This is a genomic window from Xanthomonas sp. A1809 (assembly GCF_017746015.1).
In the GTDB taxonomy this organism is placed as follows: Bacteria; Pseudomonadota; Gammaproteobacteria; order Xanthomonadales; family Xanthomonadaceae; genus Xanthomonas; species Xanthomonas euvesicatoria.
Genome location: NZ_JAGHWZ010000007.1, coordinates 50,596 through 68,445 on the forward strand (window position 1 = coordinate 50,596; position 17,850 = coordinate 68,445).

The following is a 17,850-nucleotide window of genomic DNA, read 5'->3' on the forward strand; positions in this document are numbered from 1 at the left end:
TTGTCGACTGCCCGAGCCGGATGTCCACCTGTGCGGCGCGCAGCGTGCCGGCTCGCGTTCGCCGCTGCAGGGCTGGTCGGCATTTCCAATCGCTTCTTGATGTCGATGGCCTTGCGAGCGGCATGGTGGCGCTATCGGCGCACGCTGATCGCCGCGTGCGCCGATAGCGCACCAGCGCGCATCACATCACCTTGTTGCCGCTGCCACGGTCGTCCAGTACGGGCTTGCTGGATGGGTTGACGGTGTTGTCGTTGCCCGAAAACCGTACCTGTTTCACGGCACGCGCGAGCACAAGATTCTTGTTGCCCTGGATATCCACGCGATCGACATCGGTGAGATTGAGCGTGTTGTCGTGACCGCTCACGCTGAGCTGGCCAAGTTGCTGGTTGAGCACCGTGAAGTTGCTTCCCTCCAGGCGAATGCTGCGCGCGGTGTCCAGATTCATCGCGCCACGCGAGGCGGTGATGGTGACCGTGCCGCACTCGCCGTGCAGGATCCATTCGCTGTCATTGCGGGTCAGCCGGACATCCTTGCCGGCACAGTCTGCGCCGCTGGCCGGATCGGTCAGCGTGTTAGATACCGCCGACGGGGCCTGCGCGGCGGGGCCATCGCCGCCGCATCCGCTCAGTGCAAGGACGCTTCCCAGCGTCAACAGGGTCAGTGCCGTGTGAGTGACGCGCATCGCCGATCTCCTGGAAGTGAGGCCGGCAAGATAGCAGTCCGGTTTGGTCACCATGTGCAGGCCCTCGCCGGCCGCCCGTCCGCATGCGAGGTGCGACGCATCCCGCCCCGGGCGTCTTGGCCTCGTCATCATTGGCCTTGATCGTGCTGCATCGGCATGTGGTGATGCCGATGCAGCTTCGCCGATGAGGTCCGATGACGTGGCCCGCTTCGCAAGTCCTGCACCGCGTGCGGTTCGGTCAGCTCAGATCGCGCGCGCCAGCTGCTCGGCCAGGCCGGTATAGGCGCCCGGGGTGAGTGCGCGCAGGCGCTGCTTGTCGTCTTCCGGCAGTTGCAGGCTTTCCACGAAGGCCTGCATCGAGGCGGCGGTGATGCCCTGGCCGCGGGTCAGCGCCTTGAGTTGTTCGTAGGGGTTCGGCAGCCCGTGGCGGCGCATGACCGTCTGTACGGCTTCGGCCAGCACTTCCCAGGCCGCATCCAGGTCGCCATCCAGGCGCTCGGGGTTGACGGTGAGCTTGCCCAGGCCCTTGGCCAGCGAATCCAGCGCGACCTGGGTGTGGCCGAACGCGGTGCCGAGTGCGCGTAGCACGGTGGAATCGGTGAGGTCGCGCTGCCAGCGGCTGATCGGCAACTTGGCGGAAAAATGCTCGAACAGCGCGTTGGCGATGCCGAGATTGCCCTCGGCATTTTCGAAGTCGATGGGGTTGACCTTGTGCGGCATGGTCGAGGAGCCGACTTCGCCCTCTTTCAGCTTCTGCTTGAAGTAGCCCAGCGAGATATAGCCCCAGATGTCGCGCGCCAGGTCGATCAGGATGGTGTTGGCGCGGCGGCTGGCATCGCCGATTTCGGCCACATTGTCGTGCGGCTCGATCTGGGTGGTGTAGGGATTGAACACCAGCCCCAGGCTTTCCACGAAACGCTGTGCGAACGCTGCCCAGTCCAGGTCCGGGTACGACACCAGGTGCGCGTTGTAGTTGCCGACCGCGCCGTTGATCTTGCCGGTCAGTTCGACCGCGGCGATCTGCTTGCGCTGGCGCTCCAGGCGCGCGACCACATTGGCGATTTCCTTGCCCAGCGTGGTGGGCGAGGCGGTCTGGCCGTGGGTGCGCGAGAGCATCGGCTGGGCGGCCTGGGCGTGGGCGAGGGTGCGCAACGCGGCGGTAATGCCGTCCAGGCTGGGCAGCAGCACCTCGCGGCGGGCCTGCTCCAGCATCAGCCCGTAGCTGAGGTTGTTGATGTCTTCGCTGGTGCAGGCAAAGTGCACGAATTCCAGCGCCGGCCCCAGCTCGGCGTCGTCCTTGAGCTGCTCCTTGATGAAGTACTCCACCGCCTTGACGTCATGGTTGGTGGTGCGCTCGATCTCCTTGACCCGCGCGGCATGCGCCACGCTGAAATCGTCGGCCAGGGCGCGCAGGCGCTGCGCGGCAGCCGGCGAGAACGGCGCCAGTTCGGCGATGCCCGGCTCGGCGGCCAGTGCCAGCAGCCATTCGATTTCGACCTTGACCCGCGCCTTGATCAGGCCGTATTCGGAGAAGATCGGGCGCAGCGCATCCACCTTGGAGGCGTAGCGGCCGTCGAGCGGGGACAGGGCGAGCAGGGCGGAATCCGACATGGGCAAGGGAGGCAGCGGTGACAGTGGGGCCAGCATTCTACGCCGCCAGGGCCGCGGGCAGGCCCGCTGCGCTGGAAAGTGGGTTGCCAGGCCCACGCCAGCGTGGGCTGAATGGCGGGCTATCAGCGCGGCAGAGACGCCCGACATGGCGCGAGCTGCACTTTATGGTAGAGCTCCCCGCGCTGTTCCGACCTGCCATGCGCCCGATCTTCGCTCGCCTCGCCTTCGCGATCTTGCCCGCCGCGCTGCCCGCCACCGCGCAGGATGCCGATTTCGCCGCGCAGGCGGCGGCGCTGTATCGCACCCCGCCAGCAATCGCCAGCTGCCGGGCCGGCGAGTTGCAGCCGGCGCAGCGACAACGCGTGCTGGCGCTGATCAACGACATCCGTCGGCTGCACGGTCTCGACGCGGTCGACGACGACCCGGCGGCCGAGCCCGAGGCCACCCAGGCGGCCTTGGTGATTGCCGCCAACGGCCGCCTCAGCCATGCGCCGACGCCGGACTGGCGCTGCTATTCCGACAGCGCGGCCAAGGGCGCGCGCCGCAGCCTGATCTATGGCGGGGTCAGCTCGCCGCTGCTGCGTTTTTCCAGCGCCGATGAGATCGTGATCGAGTGGCTGACCGACGCCAACAACGTCAGCGCCGGTGGATTGGGACACCGGCGCTGGCTGCTGGATCCGTTTCTGCAACGCGTCGCCTTCGGCATGGTGGCCGGCCGCGATGGCGCTGCGTTCAGTAGCGGTGCCGCGCTGCGCTTGGTTCCGACGGTCGGCATCGCCGCGCGAACGCGCGAGGATTTCGTCGCCTGGCCGATCGGCGAGTACCCGGGCCGGTACTACGCCGACGATGCGTTGTTGTCGTTCACCGCCTTGCCGGACCGCAAGCGCAAGTTCGCCAATCGCGATGTCGACTACGCCGATGCGCAGGTGGAGATCCGTGAGCGCGATGGACGCCAGCTGCAGGTGCGCAACCTGAGCGAGGACCACGAAAGTTTCGGGGTGCCCAACAGCCTGCAATTCCGGGTGCCGCGCTTGCAGCCGGGTGTGATATACGACGTGACCATCCGCGGGGTGCGGTTCGGTGGGCAGTCGCGCGATTACCGTTATTGGTTTCGCATCGGCCAATCGCCTCGCGCGTCCACCGAATGAATCGACGACATCAGCTGGCCGCATCGACGGCTTCGCCCACCGGGCGCACCGTGACCGCCTGGATGCGGTGGCCTGCCATGCGCCTTACGGTCAGCAAGTGGCCATCCAGTTCCAGCGTTTCGCCTTCCTCGGGCAGGCGCTGCAGCTGATACAGGATCAGCCCGCCGACCGAATTGACGTGGTCCGGCGCGCTCAGATCCTGACCGAGCAGGCGTTCCAGGCGGAAGATCGAGGTGCTGCCGGCGACCAGCAGCGAGCCGTCCTGGCCACGGATCGGGGCATCGCGCACCACATGGCGGTGCTCGTCCTCGATGTCGCCGACCACCACTTCCAGCAGGTCTTCCAGGGTGAAAAAGCCCAGGATGCGGCCTTCTTCTTCCACGCACAGCGCCAGATGGGTGGTGCCGGCGCGGAATTGCTCCAGCGCGTTGGGAATCGGCGTTTCCAGGGTCAGCATGGTGGGAGGGCGCAGCAGCGGGCGCAGATCGTCCAGGTTCTGGCCGCGTGCCATCGCCACCAGCAGATCCTTGGTGTGCAGGATGCCCAGCACTTGCTCGCCATCGGCGTCGAACCAGGGGTAGCGGCTGTAGCGCGACTCACTGAATTCGGCCAGCACCGCTTCCAGGGTCATGCCTTCGCGCAGGCTGCGCAGGTGCTCGCGCGGACGCATCAGGTCGCCGGCGACCAGATCCGGCAATTCCAACGCGTGGCTCATCAAGGCCAGCCCCTGGTCGGGCGCTGCGGCGTTCGGGTCCTGGCGGCCGACGATCAGCATCAATTCCTCGCGTGAATAACGATGCGAGTGGTGTTCCACTTCGCCCCAGCCGAGCAGGCGCAGAAAGCGGTTGGCGCTGGTATTGAGTACCCAGATGGCCGGGTACATCAGCCAGTAGAAAACGTACAGCGGCGCGGCGGTCCACAACGACATGCGTTCCGGTCGGCGGATCGCCATGGTCTTGGGCGCCAGTTCGCCCAGCACGATGTGCAGGAACGAAATCAGGCTGAAGGCGATTGCCAGCGCAGTGAATTGTGCCGCTTCCGGCGACAGGCCCAGCGTATCGAACAGCGGTTGCAGCAGATGTGCGAACGCCGGCTCGCCGACCCAGCCCAATCCGAGCGAGGCCAGGGTGATCCCGAGCTGGCAGGCCGACAGATACGCATCCAGATGGGCGTGCACCCCGAGCAGCAAGCGCCCACGCCAGCCGTTGGTTTGCGCCAGGCCCACCGCTTGCGTGTGCCGCAGCTTGACCAGCGCGAATTCGGCGGCGACAAAGAACCCATTCAACAGCACCAGCAACAGCGCGACCAACAGGAGCAAGACGTTACCTAACATGTCCGCCTCCGTGCGCTGCAGGAGCGGTACATCTGCGTGCTAGCGCATGTGCGGTGGAGGTGCGGGGTATCCCGGCAACAGATGTGGAGTCTGCGTTTCTACAGTCAGGCTCGTCGCCCATGGCGGCTTGGTATCTCGTCATGATCAGCAGGCAGTCTAGCCGACAGCGTACGACGACATCGTCGCAACGCGGCGAGCGAGTATCGTAGACGGCCTCGCCAGCGTGGGTACGCCCGCCGCCAGCCATCGATCACCACAAGTCAGCAATGTGCGGAGAGTGCAGATGAGCGAACGTTTCAGGACCGAACACGACAGCATGGGCGAATTGCAGGTACCCGCCGATGCGCTGTGGGGCGCGCAGACCCAGCGCGCGGTGCAGAATTTCCCGGTGTCCGGGCAGCCGATGCCGCGTGGTTTCATTCGCGCGCTGGGCTTGATCAAGGCCGCGGCAGCCGGCGTCAACGCCGAGCTTGGATTGTTGCCCAAGTCGATCGGCAAGACCGTGCAGGCCGCCGCGTTGCAAGTGGCCGAGGGTCGCTTCGATGCGCAGTTTCCCATCGATGTGTACCAGACCGGTTCGGGCACCTCGTCCAACATGAATGCCAATGAGGTGATTGCCACCTTGGCCACGCGTGCCGGCAAGGATGCGGTGCATCCCAACGACCACGTCAATCTCGGCCAGAGTTCCAACGATGTGGTGCCCACCGCCATTCGCGTGTCTGCATTGCTGGCTGTGCAGGAACATCTGCAACCGGCGCTTAAGCATCTGCGCAAGACCATCGACAAGCGCGCCAAATCGCTGGACAAGATCGTCAAGACCGGTCGCACGCATTTGATGGATGCGATGCCGCTCACCTTTGGGCAGGAGTTCGGCGCGTGGTCGGCGCAGCTGAGTTCGGCGCAGGAGCGTGTCGACGACGCGCTCAAACGCTTGCGACGCTTGCCGCTGGGAGGTACGGCGATCGGGACCGGCATCAATGCCGACCCGCGCTTCGGTGGCAAGGTGGCCAAGGCCTTGTCCAGCCTGAGCGGAGCCAGGTTCGAGAGCGCGGAAAACAAGTTCGAAGGCCTCGCCGCGCAGGACGATGCGGTGGAGCTGTCCGGTCAGCTCAACGCGCTGGCGGTGGCGCTGATCAAGATCGCAAACGACTTGCGCTGGATGAATGCCGGACCGCTGGCGGGACTGGGCGAAATCGAACTGCCGGCGCTGCAGCCTGGCAGCTCGATCATGCCGGGCAAGGTCAATCCGGTGATTCCCGAAGCCACCGTGATGGCGTGCGCGCAGGTGATCGGCCACCACACTGCCATCACCATTGCCGGGCAAACCGGCAACTTCCAGTTGAACGTGACCTTGCCGCTGATCGCCTACAACCTGCTGGATTCGATCAACTTGCTGGGCAATGTTTCGCGTCTGTTGGCCGACACGGCCATTGCCGGGCTGAAGGTGCGTCAGGAGCGCGTCCGCGAGGCGCTGGACCGCAACCCCATTCTGGTGACGGCACTGAATCCGATCATCGGCTACGAAAAAGCCGCGGCCATCGCCAAGCGTGCCTACAAGGAGCAGCGGCCGGTACTGGATGTGGCCAAGGAAGATAGCGGGCTCGGCGAAGCGGAACTGCGGCGATTGCTCGACCCGGCAGCCTTGACGCGCGGCGGTATCCAGGCCGGCGGCGGTGGCGGCGGCGGCTGATCACCGCAGTGCATATGGAAGAGCGCACCTGTGCGCGATGAGGCTGATCGGTCACTGCTCATCGCGCGCAAGCGCGTTCCTGCGGGTCTCTTGCTGCTTCTGGCCGCTTGGCTGACGTGCGCTGGGCGTCAATGCCGCTCGGCTTGCAGGTTACTAAAACTCTCGCGATACGGCTGCAGCGACGGAATTTCATCCAGCAATTCCCCACTGAGCGTCTGGATCTGCGGCGTGGCGGTCAGCTTGATCGACTTGTATTCCGGATCCGGGCCGGCCTCGTTCACCGCCTGCTGGCGCAACATCTGCAGGTGGCCGAACAGCAACTGCAGCTTGGCGCGTGTGGCTTCTTTCTGCGGCAGCGCGATGTCGTCGATCTTGAGCGTGCCGTCGGGGGTGATTTCGGCATTGGCAGCCGGCGGGCGGCGGATCATCACCGACTGCGTGGTGACCGCAACGCGCGGCTTGCCGCGTTCGGCGCGGCGAGACGACTGGTCGCCGCAGGCAGCAAGCGTGCACAGCAGAAGCGCCATGCAGAGCATCACGAACTTGTTCATGGGGTCGATGGAGTGAGGGAAGCGCATTAGTGTAATCCCGCTCCGGTCTGCGGATCGGCAAAGCGGCCGTCCGGTGCCTGCCAAAATGTCGCAGGGCGTCGATGCGTTTGGTTACCGTGCACGCATCGCCGGTTCCAAGCGCGTTCCGGCCGGCCGATCAGCGATGGCACGCGCCATGCGGACAGCTGCGCAGGCGGTGCGATACGCAGTTGCTGAGCGTTGCGGATGGAGGCGCTGCCACCTGCCTGCGAACGGTCGTCAACCAGGCGTGTGGCGCACCGGCGTCGCAGTGGACGATCGGTACATGCCGCGCCGCGCACCGACGACGCCCGCCCGGCGGTGCGCGTCGTCGGTCTGTCGGGCCATCTACTTGCGGCAATCGTCGATGTCGTGCTGCGTCAGGGTCGAGTACGGCGCAAAGGCCGGCACCAGCTGCGCGGCTGCATCCTGTGCGGTGCGCAGCGTGGCCAGCTGATCGCAGATCTGCAGGGCCTTGTGCTTGAAGGTGTCTGCCTCGGCCTCGATCTTGTCGCCGATCTGATCTGAGTTGCCGCTGAGCACGCCCTTGATCGCTTCGCCTGCCGCATGTGCGCCGAACGCCGCGCCCTGGGTGCCGATGTCGATGCCCTTCTTGGCCACGCCTTGCACCTGCGCGTAGTAACTGCGCATCGCCTGGCGTTGCGCCTCATTCAAGTCCACCGGCTTGCCGTCGATGCTGAGCGCGCCATCGACACCGATGGTGGCGGCCGGCAAGCCGTCGCGCTTGAGCGTCAGGCTCTTGCCGGTAAAGGTCACGCCGGCACCATTGGCCTGGCCGGAGACGTTGACGGTGGGTTCGGACTTGCCGCAACCCGCCAGCAATACGCTCATCACTACCGCCGAAACAAGCAATTTCATCAGCAATTCCCCCACATCCTGAAAGAAGTCGTCGTCATTTGTCTGTCGGTACCCGGGTGCTGCCGGAGACCTCGCTCACATCGATATCGCCGCTGCCCTTGTGCGCCACGCTCAGATCGCCACGCACCTTGCGGACATTCAACGCGCCGGAAGCGACCGACTCCACGTTGACATTGCCTTGCACATCGCGGATATCGACATCGCCCGAGCCGATCGTGCCGATCTTGATGTTGCCTGCGACGCCGTGCAGCTTGATCTCGCCGGACTGCACTTTCGCCACCTCTGCCGCACCGTGCACCTCACGCGCCTTGAGGTCGCCCGAGCCCACTGCCAGCACGCGCAGCGCGCCCAGATCTTCCAGCTCGACATCGCCGGAACCCACCTTGGCGGTCACGCGGCCCTTGGTGTGACGAATGGTCATGTCGCCCGAACCCACGTCGGCGCTCACTGCGGCGGCCCCGTTGATCTGCGCATCGCCGGAACCCACGTCAAATTGCACCAGCACCGTGTTGGGCACGCTGCCGCGCAGGTCCAGGTAGGAATAGCTGTTGCCGAAGGAAAACCGGCGGTCATCGTTCAAGCTCACCACCAGCTTGTCGCCGACGCGCTTCTGGGTCACGGTCAGGCTCTTGAGCAATTCGGCCCTGGCAGCACAGGCGCGCCCGCCCAGTTTCCCGCCGCCGCCGGGCGAGGCGTCCAGATGCAGGTCGTTGGAAGCGACCTCGAACAGGACCGACTTCACGCCGGTCAGTTGCAGGTCCAGGCTACGTGGTTCGGAGAACTTGCACTGCTCCTCTGCCGCTGCAACACCGGGCAATGCGAGCAGGATGGCCAGGCTCAGGGTCAGGCGCATGGGAGGTCCCTCAGGCTTCGGAGCGCCGACGGCGCAGGTAGATGGAAGCGGCGATCAAGGCGATACCGACGGCTGCGCCAATCCAGATATCCGCGCTGCCATAGACGCGCGTGCTGTCGGTGTGCTGCAGGGCCCATTGCACCAGGTCGCTGGGGCTTTGCAGGGTGCTGCTGTCCAGGTTCCCGCTGACGGCAAGTGGCGACCAGGTGCCGGGCAGGGCGCTGAGCAGGCCACGGTAGCCGACGATGTACCAGATCCAGCCGATCGGCAGCGACACGCCCGGCATCGCCGAGAGAATGCTCAGCATCACGCAGGCCAGCAGCGGAAACAGCACCGCCCACAGGAACGGCTTGCTGTTGGCCCAGGCCGAGCAGAACATCAGCCAGCCCACGGTCGGCAGCGCCCATAGCAGGCTCATCGGCACGGTCTTGAGCAACAGCCACAGCAGCGAGAACGGGTGCGAATGGGTCGCCAGCGCCCAGGGGCTGGGCACGCCGGCAATCAGGGCGCCAACGATGGCGATCAGCCACAGCGCCATGCCGACCGCCGCACCGATCGCGATGGAGATCAGCGGCGCCAGCAGCAACGCCCAGGCAGCCTTGGACAACACGGTCTGCACGTCCGACACCGGCAACGATTTCCAGAACAGCACGCTGCGGTCGCGGCGATCGTCGTACAGGCTGCCGAGTGCGTAGAAAAACACCACGAATGCCAGCACCACCGAGGCGATGCCGATGCCGCCCAGCAGCAGGCCGTCGCCGACCTGGCCCAGCGTGCGCGTGTATTCGGCCAGATCGTCCATGGTGATGCTGTCGCCGACCATGTTGCGGCGGGCGCTGATCGCACCGATCACCGCGCCCAGCAGCGCGAAGAACACCGCGATGCCGCCGGTGATGAACTGCGCCCACACGAAGCCGCCACGGTGCTCCCAATATTCGCGTTTGAGCAGCCAGGCGAAGGTGCGTGCGGGTGATGCTTGGTTGGTCACTGCATTCATGCGTAGGTCCCCTTCATGACCGCAACGAACAGGTCGGCTAGGCCGGGATTGCGGGTTTCGCCAAAACGGGCGAGCTGCTCTTTCGGCGCGCCATCGAACAACATCACGGTCTTGCCGAACGGCAGGCCGCGCTCGTCGATCGGTTTCAGGGCGCGCGCTGCATCCAGCTGGTCGGCACCGACCAGGACTTCGGTGTAGCGCTCGGAGACGCTTTCCATATCGGCGGTGAGCACGATGCGGCCGTCGCGGATGAACATCACATCGGTGAGGATGTGTTCGATCTCTTCGACCTGGTGGGTGGTGACGATGATGGTCTTCTGCTCGTCGAAGTAATCCTCCAGCAGGCGCTGGTAGAACTGCTTGCGGTAGAGGATGTCCAGGCCCAGGGTCGGTTCGTCCAGCACCAGGATGCGTGCGTCGATGGCCATCACCAGCGCCAGATGCAGCTGCACGATCATGCCCTTGGACAACTCGCGCACCCGCGATTTGCGGTTGAGCTGGGTATTGGCCAGGAAGCGCTCGCACTTGGCGCGATCAAAACGCGGATGCACGCCGGCGACGAAGTCGATCGCTTCGCCGACCCGCAGCCAGCGCGGCAGCACCGCCACGTCGGCAATGAAGCAGACCTCGTTCATCAGCGCATTGCGCTGGGTGCGCGGATCCATGCCCAATACCTGCAACTCGCCGGCGAAATCGGTCAGCCCCAGCACCGCCTTGAGCGCAGTGGTCTTGCCGGCGCCGTTGGGGCCGATCAGTCCAATAATGCGGCCGGCGGCAATGGTGAAGCTGGTGTTGTCCAGCGCGAGCCGATGCTTGTAGGCCTTGCGCAGGCCACGTGCGTCGACCACATGGTCGGAGGAGACGGCGGTCATGGTGTTTTTCCCTGTGGCAACAGATCGTCGATGGACAGTCCCAGGCGCTGGATCCTTTCCAGCACGGCGGGCCATTCTTCATTCAAGAAACGCTCGCGTTCGCTGCCACGCAGCTTCTGTGCGGCCTCCGGGGTCATGAACATGCCCAAGCCGCGGCGTTTCTCCACCAGGTTCTCGTCGGCCAGTTCCTGGTAGGCGCGCGAGACGGTGATGGGGTTGAGTTGGTAATCGGCCGCCACCTGGCGCACCGAGGGCAGGGCATCGCCGGGCTTGAGAATTCCATCGAGCATCATGGCAATCACCCGTTCCTTGAGTTGGCGGTAGATGGGAGCGCCGTCGCTCCACTGAATGTCGTTCATGATCAGCTCCGTGGGCGCAGGGCCTGCGCGAAGGAGAAATAGGGCATCGACAGCGAGGCGCGCACATGCCGGCCAGGCCGGGAACGCGCTTCGGGGGGAGTTGTCGCGTTTTCCGTAACCGCCTCCGACACGCCATAATCGGCGTCGGACTCCGTCACCTGACTGGAAGCGGCTCCCAGGCAACCAATGGCAAACAGGGTGCTGCCGAACAGCAACAGCGGAACTGGTCGCGTCAAGCGTGTGCTGTTCATGCTTTCCCCTGCGTTGGGTGACTGGTGTTGTATTAAACTATAACACCGACACGCAGGCAGTCAACTGTTTGTCATCCCCAACTGATGGCACCCCTCATCGGTGCGCCGCCTCAACTTTCGAAGGGCATTGCTCATGTTGCTCAATCGTCTGCTAGCTCTTGTATTGACTGGCTTTTTTGCAACATCCGCGTTCGCTGCCGGCACTCCGGTACTGGATGTGGAATACCGGCCGCTGGCCGGCAAGACGCCAATCAACCTGAACCGTACCTACGGCGGCAAGGTCGTCATGGTGGTCAATACCGCCAGCAAGTGCGGCTTCACCCCGCAGTACGAGGGGCTGGAAGCGCTCAACCAGCGCTTCGGCAGCCGCGGCTTCACGGTGCTGGGTTTTCCATCCAACGATTTCCAGGGACAGGAACCGGGATCGGAGAAACAGATCCAGGAATTCTGCACGCTGACCTATGGGGTGAAGTTCCCGATGTTCGAAAAGGTCCATGTGCTGGGTGCGCAGGCAACGCCGCTGTATCAGCGCCTGACCCAGGCCACTGGCGTGGCGCCGGGCTGGAACTTCCACAAGTATCTGATCAGTCGCGATGGCCGGGTGGTTGCGCAGTTCCCCAGCAAGATCAAACCGGACGATCCGAGCGTGCTGGCAGCAATCGAACGCGAGCTCAAGGCACCGGCGCACTGAGCACTCGCATCGCCGCGCGCGCATGCGACAATGCGCATTCAGCGCCATCGGTGGCGTGTCTTTTCACTTTTGGGAAGTGCATCGAATGAAGATGGGAAAGCGCGGCGCGGCGGCGTCGTTACTGATGGTGGCAATGTCGGCATCGATGCCGGCGATGTCGCAGCAACCGGCCGCAGCGGCCACCAAGGAGAAGCCAGCTTTGAATGCATCGTCTGACAAGAGCACGCGCGAGGACGTGAGCTACGCCATCGGTATGGACGTGGCACGTTCGTTCGAGCCGATTGCTCAGGACATCGATGTGAACGCGATGCAACGCGCCATCGAAAATGCATTCAAGGGCGGCAAGCCGCTGTTGTCGGATGAGCAGACCCAGGCCACCGACACCGCATTGCGTACCGCGCTCGCTGCCCGCAATGGCCAGCAGGTGCCAGGCATGGCGCCGGGCGCCGCGCCGGCCGCACCGTCCAAGGAAAATGTCGGCCTGATGCTCGGCGATCGTGCGGTTGGTCCGTCGCTGGCCGGCATCAAGGACGAGATCGATCTGTCGATCCTGATGGAAGCAGTGCGTACCGTGTTCGCCAAGGGCACCACGCGTCTGACCCAGCAGGAAGCCGCAGCCACCATGCAGGCATTCGCCTCTGCCAAGCAGGGTGCCGCCGCTGCCAACAATCGCAAGCAAGGCAATGAGTTCCTTGCCAAGAACAAGACCGAGAAGGGCGTGATCACCACCGCGTCCGGCCTGCAGTACATGGTGTTGCGCCAGGGCAGCGGCGAGCGCCCGATGCGGACCAGCAAGGTGCGTGTGAACTACGAAGGCAAGCTGCTCAACGGGCAGGTCTTCGACAGTTCCTACCAGCGCGGCCAGCCGGCGGAGTTCGGTCTGGATCAAGTCATCCCCGGTTGGACCGAGGGCGTCGCGTTGATGCCGGTCGGCTCGAAATACCGTTTCTGGATTCCATCCAACCTGGCCTATGGCCCGAACGGCACGCAAGGCGGGCCGATCGGACCTGACGCAACGTTGACGTTCGATGTCGAGCTGATGGGTATCCTTCCCTGATCTTCCGTGGCAGGCATTCCATTCCATGCGCGTTGCGATCTTCGGCACCGGCTACGTGGGTCTTGTGACCGGTGCCTGCCTGGCCGAAGTGGGGCACCAGGTCGTCTGCGTGGACATCGATCAAGCCAAGCTTGATGCCCTCAATCGCGGGTTGATTCCGATCTATGAGCCCGGCCTGGAGCCGATGGTGAAGGCCAACCATGCCGCCGGCCGGTTGCGCTTCACCAGTGATGCGGCTGCAGCCATCGCGCATGGCGAGATCACCTTCATTGCCGTCGGCACGCCGGCTGACCAGGACGGGAGCGCCGACCTGCAATACGTGCTGGCAGTCGCGCGCACGGTGGGCCGGCATATCGACGGCCCGGCGATCGTGGTCAACAAGTCCACGGTGCCGGTCGGCACGGCCGACATCGTGCGCGTGGCGATCCAGGAAGAGCTGGACGCACGCGGCGTGGACCATGAGTTCGATGTCGTCTCCAACCCCGAATTCCTCAAGGAAGGCGACGCGGTGGCCGACTGCATGCGCCCGGACCGCATCGTGATTGGTGCCAAGAAGCCGGCGGCCATTGCGCGCATGCGGCGTTTGTACGCACCGTTCAACCGCAATCGCGATCGCATCGTGGAAATGGACGTGCGGTCGGCCGAGCTGACCAAGTACGCGGCCAACGCGATGCTGGCGACCAAGATCAGTTTCATGAACGAGATCGCCAATATTGCCGAGCGTGTCGGTGCGGACGTCGAACAGGTGCGTAACGGTATCGGCTCGGATCCGCGTATTGGCTGGCACTTCATCTATCCCGGCGCCGGCTACGGCGGCTCGTGCTTCCCGAAGGACGTGCAGGCATTGGCCAAGACGGCCGAGCAGTACGGCATGCGGCCGACCCTGCTCGAGGCAGTGGAAAGCGTCAACAACGCGCAAAAGGGCCATCTGTTCGAATTGGTGCAGCGGCATTACTGTGCCGAGGGCGCCGGTAATCTGGCCGGCAAGACCTTCGCGGTGTGGGGTCTGGCGTTCAAGCCCAATACCGACGACATGCGTGCTGCGTCCAGCCGTCGCCTGATGGAACAGTTGTGGGAAGCCGGTGCCACCGTGCGCGCCTACGATCCTGAAGCCACTCGCGAAGCCAGGCGCATCTTCGGCGAGCGCGATGATCTGGCGTATTGCGACGATGCCTTTTCTGCACTGGAAGGTGCCGACGCACTGGTCGTGGTCACCGAGTGGAAGCAGTTCCGCAGCCCGGACTTCGGCAAGATCAAGCAGGCCTTGAAGGACGATGTCGTCTTCGACGGCCGCAACCTTTACGACCCGCAGGAGATCGAAGCCGCAGGTCTGGCGTACTACGCCATTGGACGAGGCCGTTCGTTATATGCATGAGCAACTCCCGCTGCACGACCGCGCGCTGGAAGCGCGGTTGATCGAATTGGAAACGCGCCTGTCCTTTCAGGAGCAGGCGCTCAACGAACTGAGTGAAGCACTTGCAGACGCCCGTTTGACGGGTGCACGCAACGCCGAACTGATCCGCCACCTGCTCGAGGATCTGGGCAAGGTGCGCTCCACATTGTTTGCCGATGCAGCGGACGAACCGCCGCCTCCGCACTATTGATTGCAGATTGCCGCCGCCATGAGCGATACCTTACGTGACCAGTTGCTTGGGTTGGGCTTCAAGTCCGCGCCCAAGCCCGAACGCAAACCCGACGCACGGCCTGCAGCGCGTGCACATGGCAATGGCGGCAAGCCAGCACCCGGAGGGAATCGGCCGGGCCAGGGCAGGGGACCGCAGCGGCCGCATGCCGCCGCGTCAACCGACGGCAATGGCGAGCGCAAACCCGCTGGCAGGCCCGAGCGTCGGCATGACGGCAAGCCCGGCGCAGCGCCGCGTCCGCAGCATGCCGCTGCAGACCGTCACGGCCCCCGGCCGGCACGCACGCGCGAAGATATCGATCTGGCCAAGGCCTATGCGATTCGTGCGCAGCGCGAGAAGGACGAGCGCATCGAAGCCGAGCGAGTGAAGCAGGAAGAAGCACGCCTGCGTCGCGAAGCCAAGGCCAAGCTCGAAGCGCTGGTGAAGGACAAGGGTTTGAATGATGCCGCTGCCGATATCGCCCGGCATTTTCCGTATGGCGGCAAGATCAAGCGCATCTACGTCACCGCCGATCAGCTCAAGGCGCTCAACGCCGGCGAGCTGGGTGTGCTGCAACTCAACGGACGCTATCTGCTGGTGACTGCCGAGCTGCTTGCCGAAGCCGAGGCGGTGTTCGCCCCATCGGTCGCCTTGAAGGTGGACCCGAACGCACCAGCGGGCGATGACCCGTACGCTGATCCGAAGTATCAGGTGCCCGACGACCTAGTCTGGTAGAACGCCCGATGCGTGTTGTGTGTTGTACATGGGCACCTGCGGGTGCCCATTTTCATTGCATTTTCCCCAGGCAATAGGCGCGTAGCCACCGCGCAAGCCAGAGGGCGGTCATCGGATTGTCTGGCGCAGAATGCGGGTTGGTTGCTTGACCATGGTGCTTCATGCAAGGCCATCGGGGCTCACCCCGACCGCTGGCGCGGAAGACAACACGCAGCGCGACGCTATACAAGCCGGTCACGGGTGGCGCGGCACCATGCGCGCCGTTACGTGTCGATGCAGGCCGGCGCCTTTTGCCGCGCCCTCGTCCCTGCTCGGTTGCTCCGTCCTGCCAATGGTGCTGCATATGTCTCTGTCGTCGAAATTCCTGACACTCAACGTCGTGGCGGCCGTCGACAGTCGTGCCTTCAGTCGCGTGCCGGTGCCGGTGCAGGCGCCGCGCCGAACGGCGTCGGCCTTGGTGATGCTTGCGCTGTGCGTGGCTAGCGGGCACGCCGCCGCGCAGGCAGACGATGCGCCGGCGTTCGACCGGCCGGGCATTCCATTCGCTGCGGAGGCGTTGCAGCCAGGTGCGTTTGCCTGGGAGCAGGGCTTGCCGGATGCAAGTACCGACCGCAGCGACGGGCAGCGCACGACCCAATACACCGCCGACACGCTGCTGCGTCTGGGGTTGTTCCAGAATGTCGAACTGCAACTCGGGAGCGACAGCTATAACTGGCAGCATGGTGGGGGCGTGCGGGTACGTGGCGGCGGGGATAGCAGTGTCGGATTGAAGGTGGCCTTGCCATCGCGTTCGGAGAGCTTTCATTGGGCTGCGCTGGGCACTTACAGCATCCCGACCGGCAGCCCGGCCTTCAGCGACGGCTACTCGCGCGAACTCGGTGTGACTGCATCCTGGGATCTGGCGCAGCAGCGTGCCATCGCGTTGTACGTCAATTACGCGCGCGATGACGACGGGCACACCTGGACCTTCGCGCCCAATTACACGTTTTTTTCCGGCGACCATTTCAGTAGCTATGTGGAAGCGGGCGTGGACACCGGCAGCGCGCATTCGCGCGTGGCCGGCGCGGGTGGCGCCTGGCAGCTGCCGCATGCGATGCAGCTGGATGTGTCGGTGTTGCGGGGACTGACCTCGGAAAGCCCGGACTGGCAAGGTGGCATCGGGCTATCGATCGCGTTTGAGTGACTGGTGCGAACCGCCGCTGTCGGATCACTGGCCAGTCGGTGCGTTGACCTGGGCTTGGCCTCTTGCGAAATGAAGTATGTTGCACTGCCGCATGCATTGACTGCGCGGAAGAGGCCTAATTGGATCGATCCAATTTGATGCCACTGCATGCGTCTTTTTTCCACCGCAAGGCTCGCCACGTGACGCCAGCCAAGCCGACACCCGAGATGACTGCGGACGATGGTACGCCGGGCGCGCGGCGCGGCGCGGTGACGCTACGCGATATCGCCAGCGCCATCGGTGTCTCGCGCGCGACGGTGTCGCTGGTGCTGCGCGGGAGCCCGCTTGTGCATGCAAGCACGCGCGCGCGCGTGGAGGCCGAGTTGGATCGGCAGAATTACGTCTACAACCGCGCCGCGGCGAATTTGCGCCAACGCACCTCGTCCAGCGTCGCGCTGGTCATCAACGATTTGTCCAACCCGTTTTTTGCCGAGTTCGCCGCCGGTGTGGACGAGGCACTGGGCGCAGCCGGCTATGTCACCTTGCTCGGCAGCACCGGCGAATCGACGCAGCGTCAACAGGCAGTGCTGACCTCGCTGATGGAGCACACGCCGGCGGGCATCATCCTGTCGCCGGCCGAAGGCAGCCAGGCGCAGGCGTTGACCCAGGTGCTCGGCCGCCAACGCAACGTGGTGCTGTTCAATCGCGAGGTGGAGGGTGCGCAATGGGATCTGCTGGCGCTGGACAACGCACAAGGCGCGTTCGAGGCCTGCTCGCACCTGATTGCGCAAGGTCATCGGCGCATCGTGTTCTTCGGTGGGCATGCCGCATCCAGTTCCTGCCGGCAGCGTCGCGCCGGCTACACGCGCGCGATGCAGGAGGCGGACCTGGAAACGCATTACGTCGAGTCGGCTCCAAATCGCCAGGACGCCGCACTGTGCGGGGCGCGCTTGCTGAGCACTGCGGCGCAGGCTGCGACTGCAGCGGTTTGCTACAACGACAGCGTTGCGCTCGGTTTGATGGCAGCCCTGGCCAGGCACGGCATCGTGCCCGGCCGCGACTTTGCGGTGACCGGCTTCGACGACATCGCCGAAGCGGCGCTGTTCACGCCTGCATTGACCACCCTGGCTGCAGACCCGCGTGCACGCGGCAGGCAGGCTGCGCAGCTGGTACTGCAACGCATCGGTAGCCCCGAGCTCGCCGCACAACAGCTGACCGCCGCAGTTGCCTTGAATATTCGCGCGAGCAGCGCCTGCGGACCGACAGCGCGAATGTCATCACCTCCCCCAAGCGGTCCATCCGCCCATTCCCCCACCAAGGCCTCCGGCCGCTGACCAGG

The 17,850-nt window shown here is 64.7% G+C and carries 20 protein-coding genes; 10 read left to right on the plus strand and 10 right to left on the minus strand.

Features of this window, described 5'->3' with window-relative positions; all coding sequences use genetic code 11:
- Positions 1–181: 181 nt before the first annotated feature.
- Both J7396_RS11390 and purB read right to left on the minus strand, forming a co-directional pair.
- Entirely contained in the window at positions 182–682 is a 501-nt protein-coding gene (locus J7396_RS11390) for a DUF3060 domain-containing protein (RefSeq protein WP_011346970.1), read from the minus strand.
- Positions 683–925: 243 nt separating this feature from the next.
- The gene (purB, locus tag J7396_RS11395; protein ID WP_031421963.1) at positions 926–2,293 is read right to left on the minus strand and encodes an adenylosuccinate lyase; all 1,368 of its coding nucleotides are present in this window, start codon (positions 2,291–2,293) and stop codon (positions 926–928) included.
- 164 nt (positions 2,294–2,457) lie between these two features.
- On the opposite strand from purB, the gene J7396_RS11400 reads away from it, so the two are divergent.
- Positions 2,458–3,441, plus strand: a complete 984-nt coding sequence (locus J7396_RS11400; RefSeq protein ID WP_078538100.1) for a CAP domain-containing protein — start codon at positions 2,458–2,460, stop codon at positions 3,439–3,441.
- A gap of 10 nt (positions 3,442–3,451) precedes the next feature.
- On the opposite strand, the gene J7396_RS11405 is transcribed toward J7396_RS11400, so the two are convergent.
- Positions 3,452–4,774: a hemolysin family protein gene (locus J7396_RS11405; RefSeq protein WP_071117724.1), complete on the minus strand. Its 1,323-nt coding sequence runs from the start codon at positions 4,772–4,774 to the stop codon at positions 3,452–3,454.
- 283 nt (positions 4,775–5,057) lie between these two features.
- Here J7396_RS11405 and J7396_RS11410 point away from each other — a divergent pair, with 283 nt between their 5' ends.
- Complete coding sequence (locus tag J7396_RS11410) at positions 5,058–6,464, plus strand: class II fumarate hydratase (RefSeq protein WP_127165893.1); 1,407 nt, start codon at positions 5,058–5,060, stop codon at positions 6,462–6,464.
- A 128-nt stretch (positions 6,465–6,592) separates the two neighbouring features.
- Here the strand turns inward: J7396_RS11410 and J7396_RS11415 are convergent, their stop codons facing one another.
- The 7 genes from J7396_RS11415 to J7396_RS11445 form a co-directional block, all read right to left on the minus strand.
- Positions 6,593–7,015, minus strand: a complete 423-nt coding sequence (locus J7396_RS11415; RefSeq protein ID WP_014089812.1) for a hypothetical protein — start codon at positions 7,013–7,015, stop codon at positions 6,593–6,595.
- A gap of 366 nt (positions 7,016–7,381) precedes the next feature.
- Complete coding sequence (locus J7396_RS11420; protein ID WP_209261477.1) at positions 7,382–7,912, minus strand: DUF2884 family protein; 531 nt, start codon at positions 7,910–7,912, stop codon at positions 7,382–7,384.
- 34 nt (positions 7,913–7,946) lie between these two features.
- Complete coding sequence (locus J7396_RS11425; RefSeq protein WP_008578097.1) at positions 7,947–8,765, minus strand: DUF4097 family beta strand repeat-containing protein; 819 nt, start codon at positions 8,763–8,765, stop codon at positions 7,947–7,949.
- 10 nt (positions 8,766–8,775) lie between these two features.
- Positions 8,776–9,762 (minus strand): hypothetical protein, encoded by a 987-nt coding sequence (locus J7396_RS11430; RefSeq protein WP_011346978.1) that lies wholly within the window; start codon positions 9,760–9,762, stop codon positions 8,776–8,778.
- A complete protein-coding gene (locus tag J7396_RS11435) occupies positions 9,759–10,634 on the minus strand; it encodes an ABC transporter ATP-binding protein (protein ID WP_005913764.1) in 876 nt (291 codons plus the stop codon). Before J7396_RS11435 ends, J7396_RS11430 begins: the two co-directional genes overlap by 4 nt.
- A complete protein-coding gene (locus J7396_RS11440) occupies positions 10,631–10,993 on the minus strand; it encodes a GntR family transcriptional regulator (RefSeq protein ID WP_003483692.1) in 363 nt (120 codons plus the stop codon). Before J7396_RS11440 ends, J7396_RS11435 begins: the two co-directional genes overlap by 4 nt.
- Before the next feature lie 2 nt (positions 10,994–10,995).
- Complete coding sequence (locus tag J7396_RS11445) at positions 10,996–11,244, minus strand: hypothetical protein (RefSeq protein WP_074038585.1); 249 nt, start codon at positions 11,242–11,244, stop codon at positions 10,996–10,998.
- A 133-nt stretch (positions 11,245–11,377) separates the two neighbouring features.
- Between J7396_RS11445 and J7396_RS11450 the strand changes: the two genes are divergently transcribed.
- From J7396_RS11450 to J7396_RS11480, 8 genes are all read left to right on the plus strand, one after another.
- Positions 11,378–11,935 carry a glutathione peroxidase gene (locus J7396_RS11450; protein ID WP_011346979.1) on the plus strand — a complete coding sequence of 186 codons (558 nt, stop codon included), beginning with the start codon at positions 11,378–11,380 and terminating at the stop codon, positions 11,933–11,935.
- A gap of 30 nt (positions 11,936–11,965) precedes the next feature.
- Positions 11,966–12,151, plus strand: a complete 186-nt coding sequence (locus J7396_RS22550) for a hypothetical protein (protein WP_223866235.1) — start codon at positions 11,966–11,968, stop codon at positions 12,149–12,151.
- A complete protein-coding gene (locus tag J7396_RS11455) occupies positions 12,069–12,992 on the plus strand; it encodes an FKBP-type peptidyl-prolyl cis-trans isomerase (protein ID WP_223866234.1) in 924 nt (307 codons plus the stop codon). The genes J7396_RS22550 and J7396_RS11455 overlap by 83 nt, the downstream gene beginning before the upstream one ends.
- Positions 12,993–13,017: 25 nt before the next feature.
- Positions 13,018–14,367 (plus strand): UDP-glucose/GDP-mannose dehydrogenase family protein, encoded by a 1,350-nt coding sequence (locus J7396_RS11460; protein WP_014089816.1) that lies wholly within the window; start codon positions 13,018–13,020, stop codon positions 14,365–14,367.
- Positions 14,360–14,596, plus strand: coding sequence for a SlyX family protein (locus tag J7396_RS11465; RefSeq protein ID WP_008576524.1), 237 nt, complete (start codon positions 14,360–14,362; stop codon positions 14,594–14,596). The genes J7396_RS11460 and J7396_RS11465 overlap by 8 nt, the downstream gene beginning before the upstream one ends.
- A gap of 18 nt (positions 14,597–14,614) precedes the next feature.
- A complete protein-coding gene (locus J7396_RS11470; protein WP_014089817.1) occupies positions 14,615–15,349 on the plus strand; it encodes a DUF2058 family protein in 735 nt (244 codons plus the stop codon).
- A gap of 331 nt (positions 15,350–15,680) precedes the next feature.
- Complete coding sequence (locus J7396_RS11475; RefSeq protein ID WP_209261478.1) at positions 15,681–16,532, plus strand: transporter; 852 nt, start codon at positions 15,681–15,683, stop codon at positions 16,530–16,532.
- Between the two features lie 137 nt (positions 16,533–16,669).
- Positions 16,670–17,845, plus strand: a complete 1,176-nt coding sequence (locus J7396_RS11480) for a LacI family DNA-binding transcriptional regulator (RefSeq protein WP_209261479.1) — start codon at positions 16,670–16,672, stop codon at positions 17,843–17,845.
- Positions 17,846–17,850: the final 5 nt, after the last annotated feature.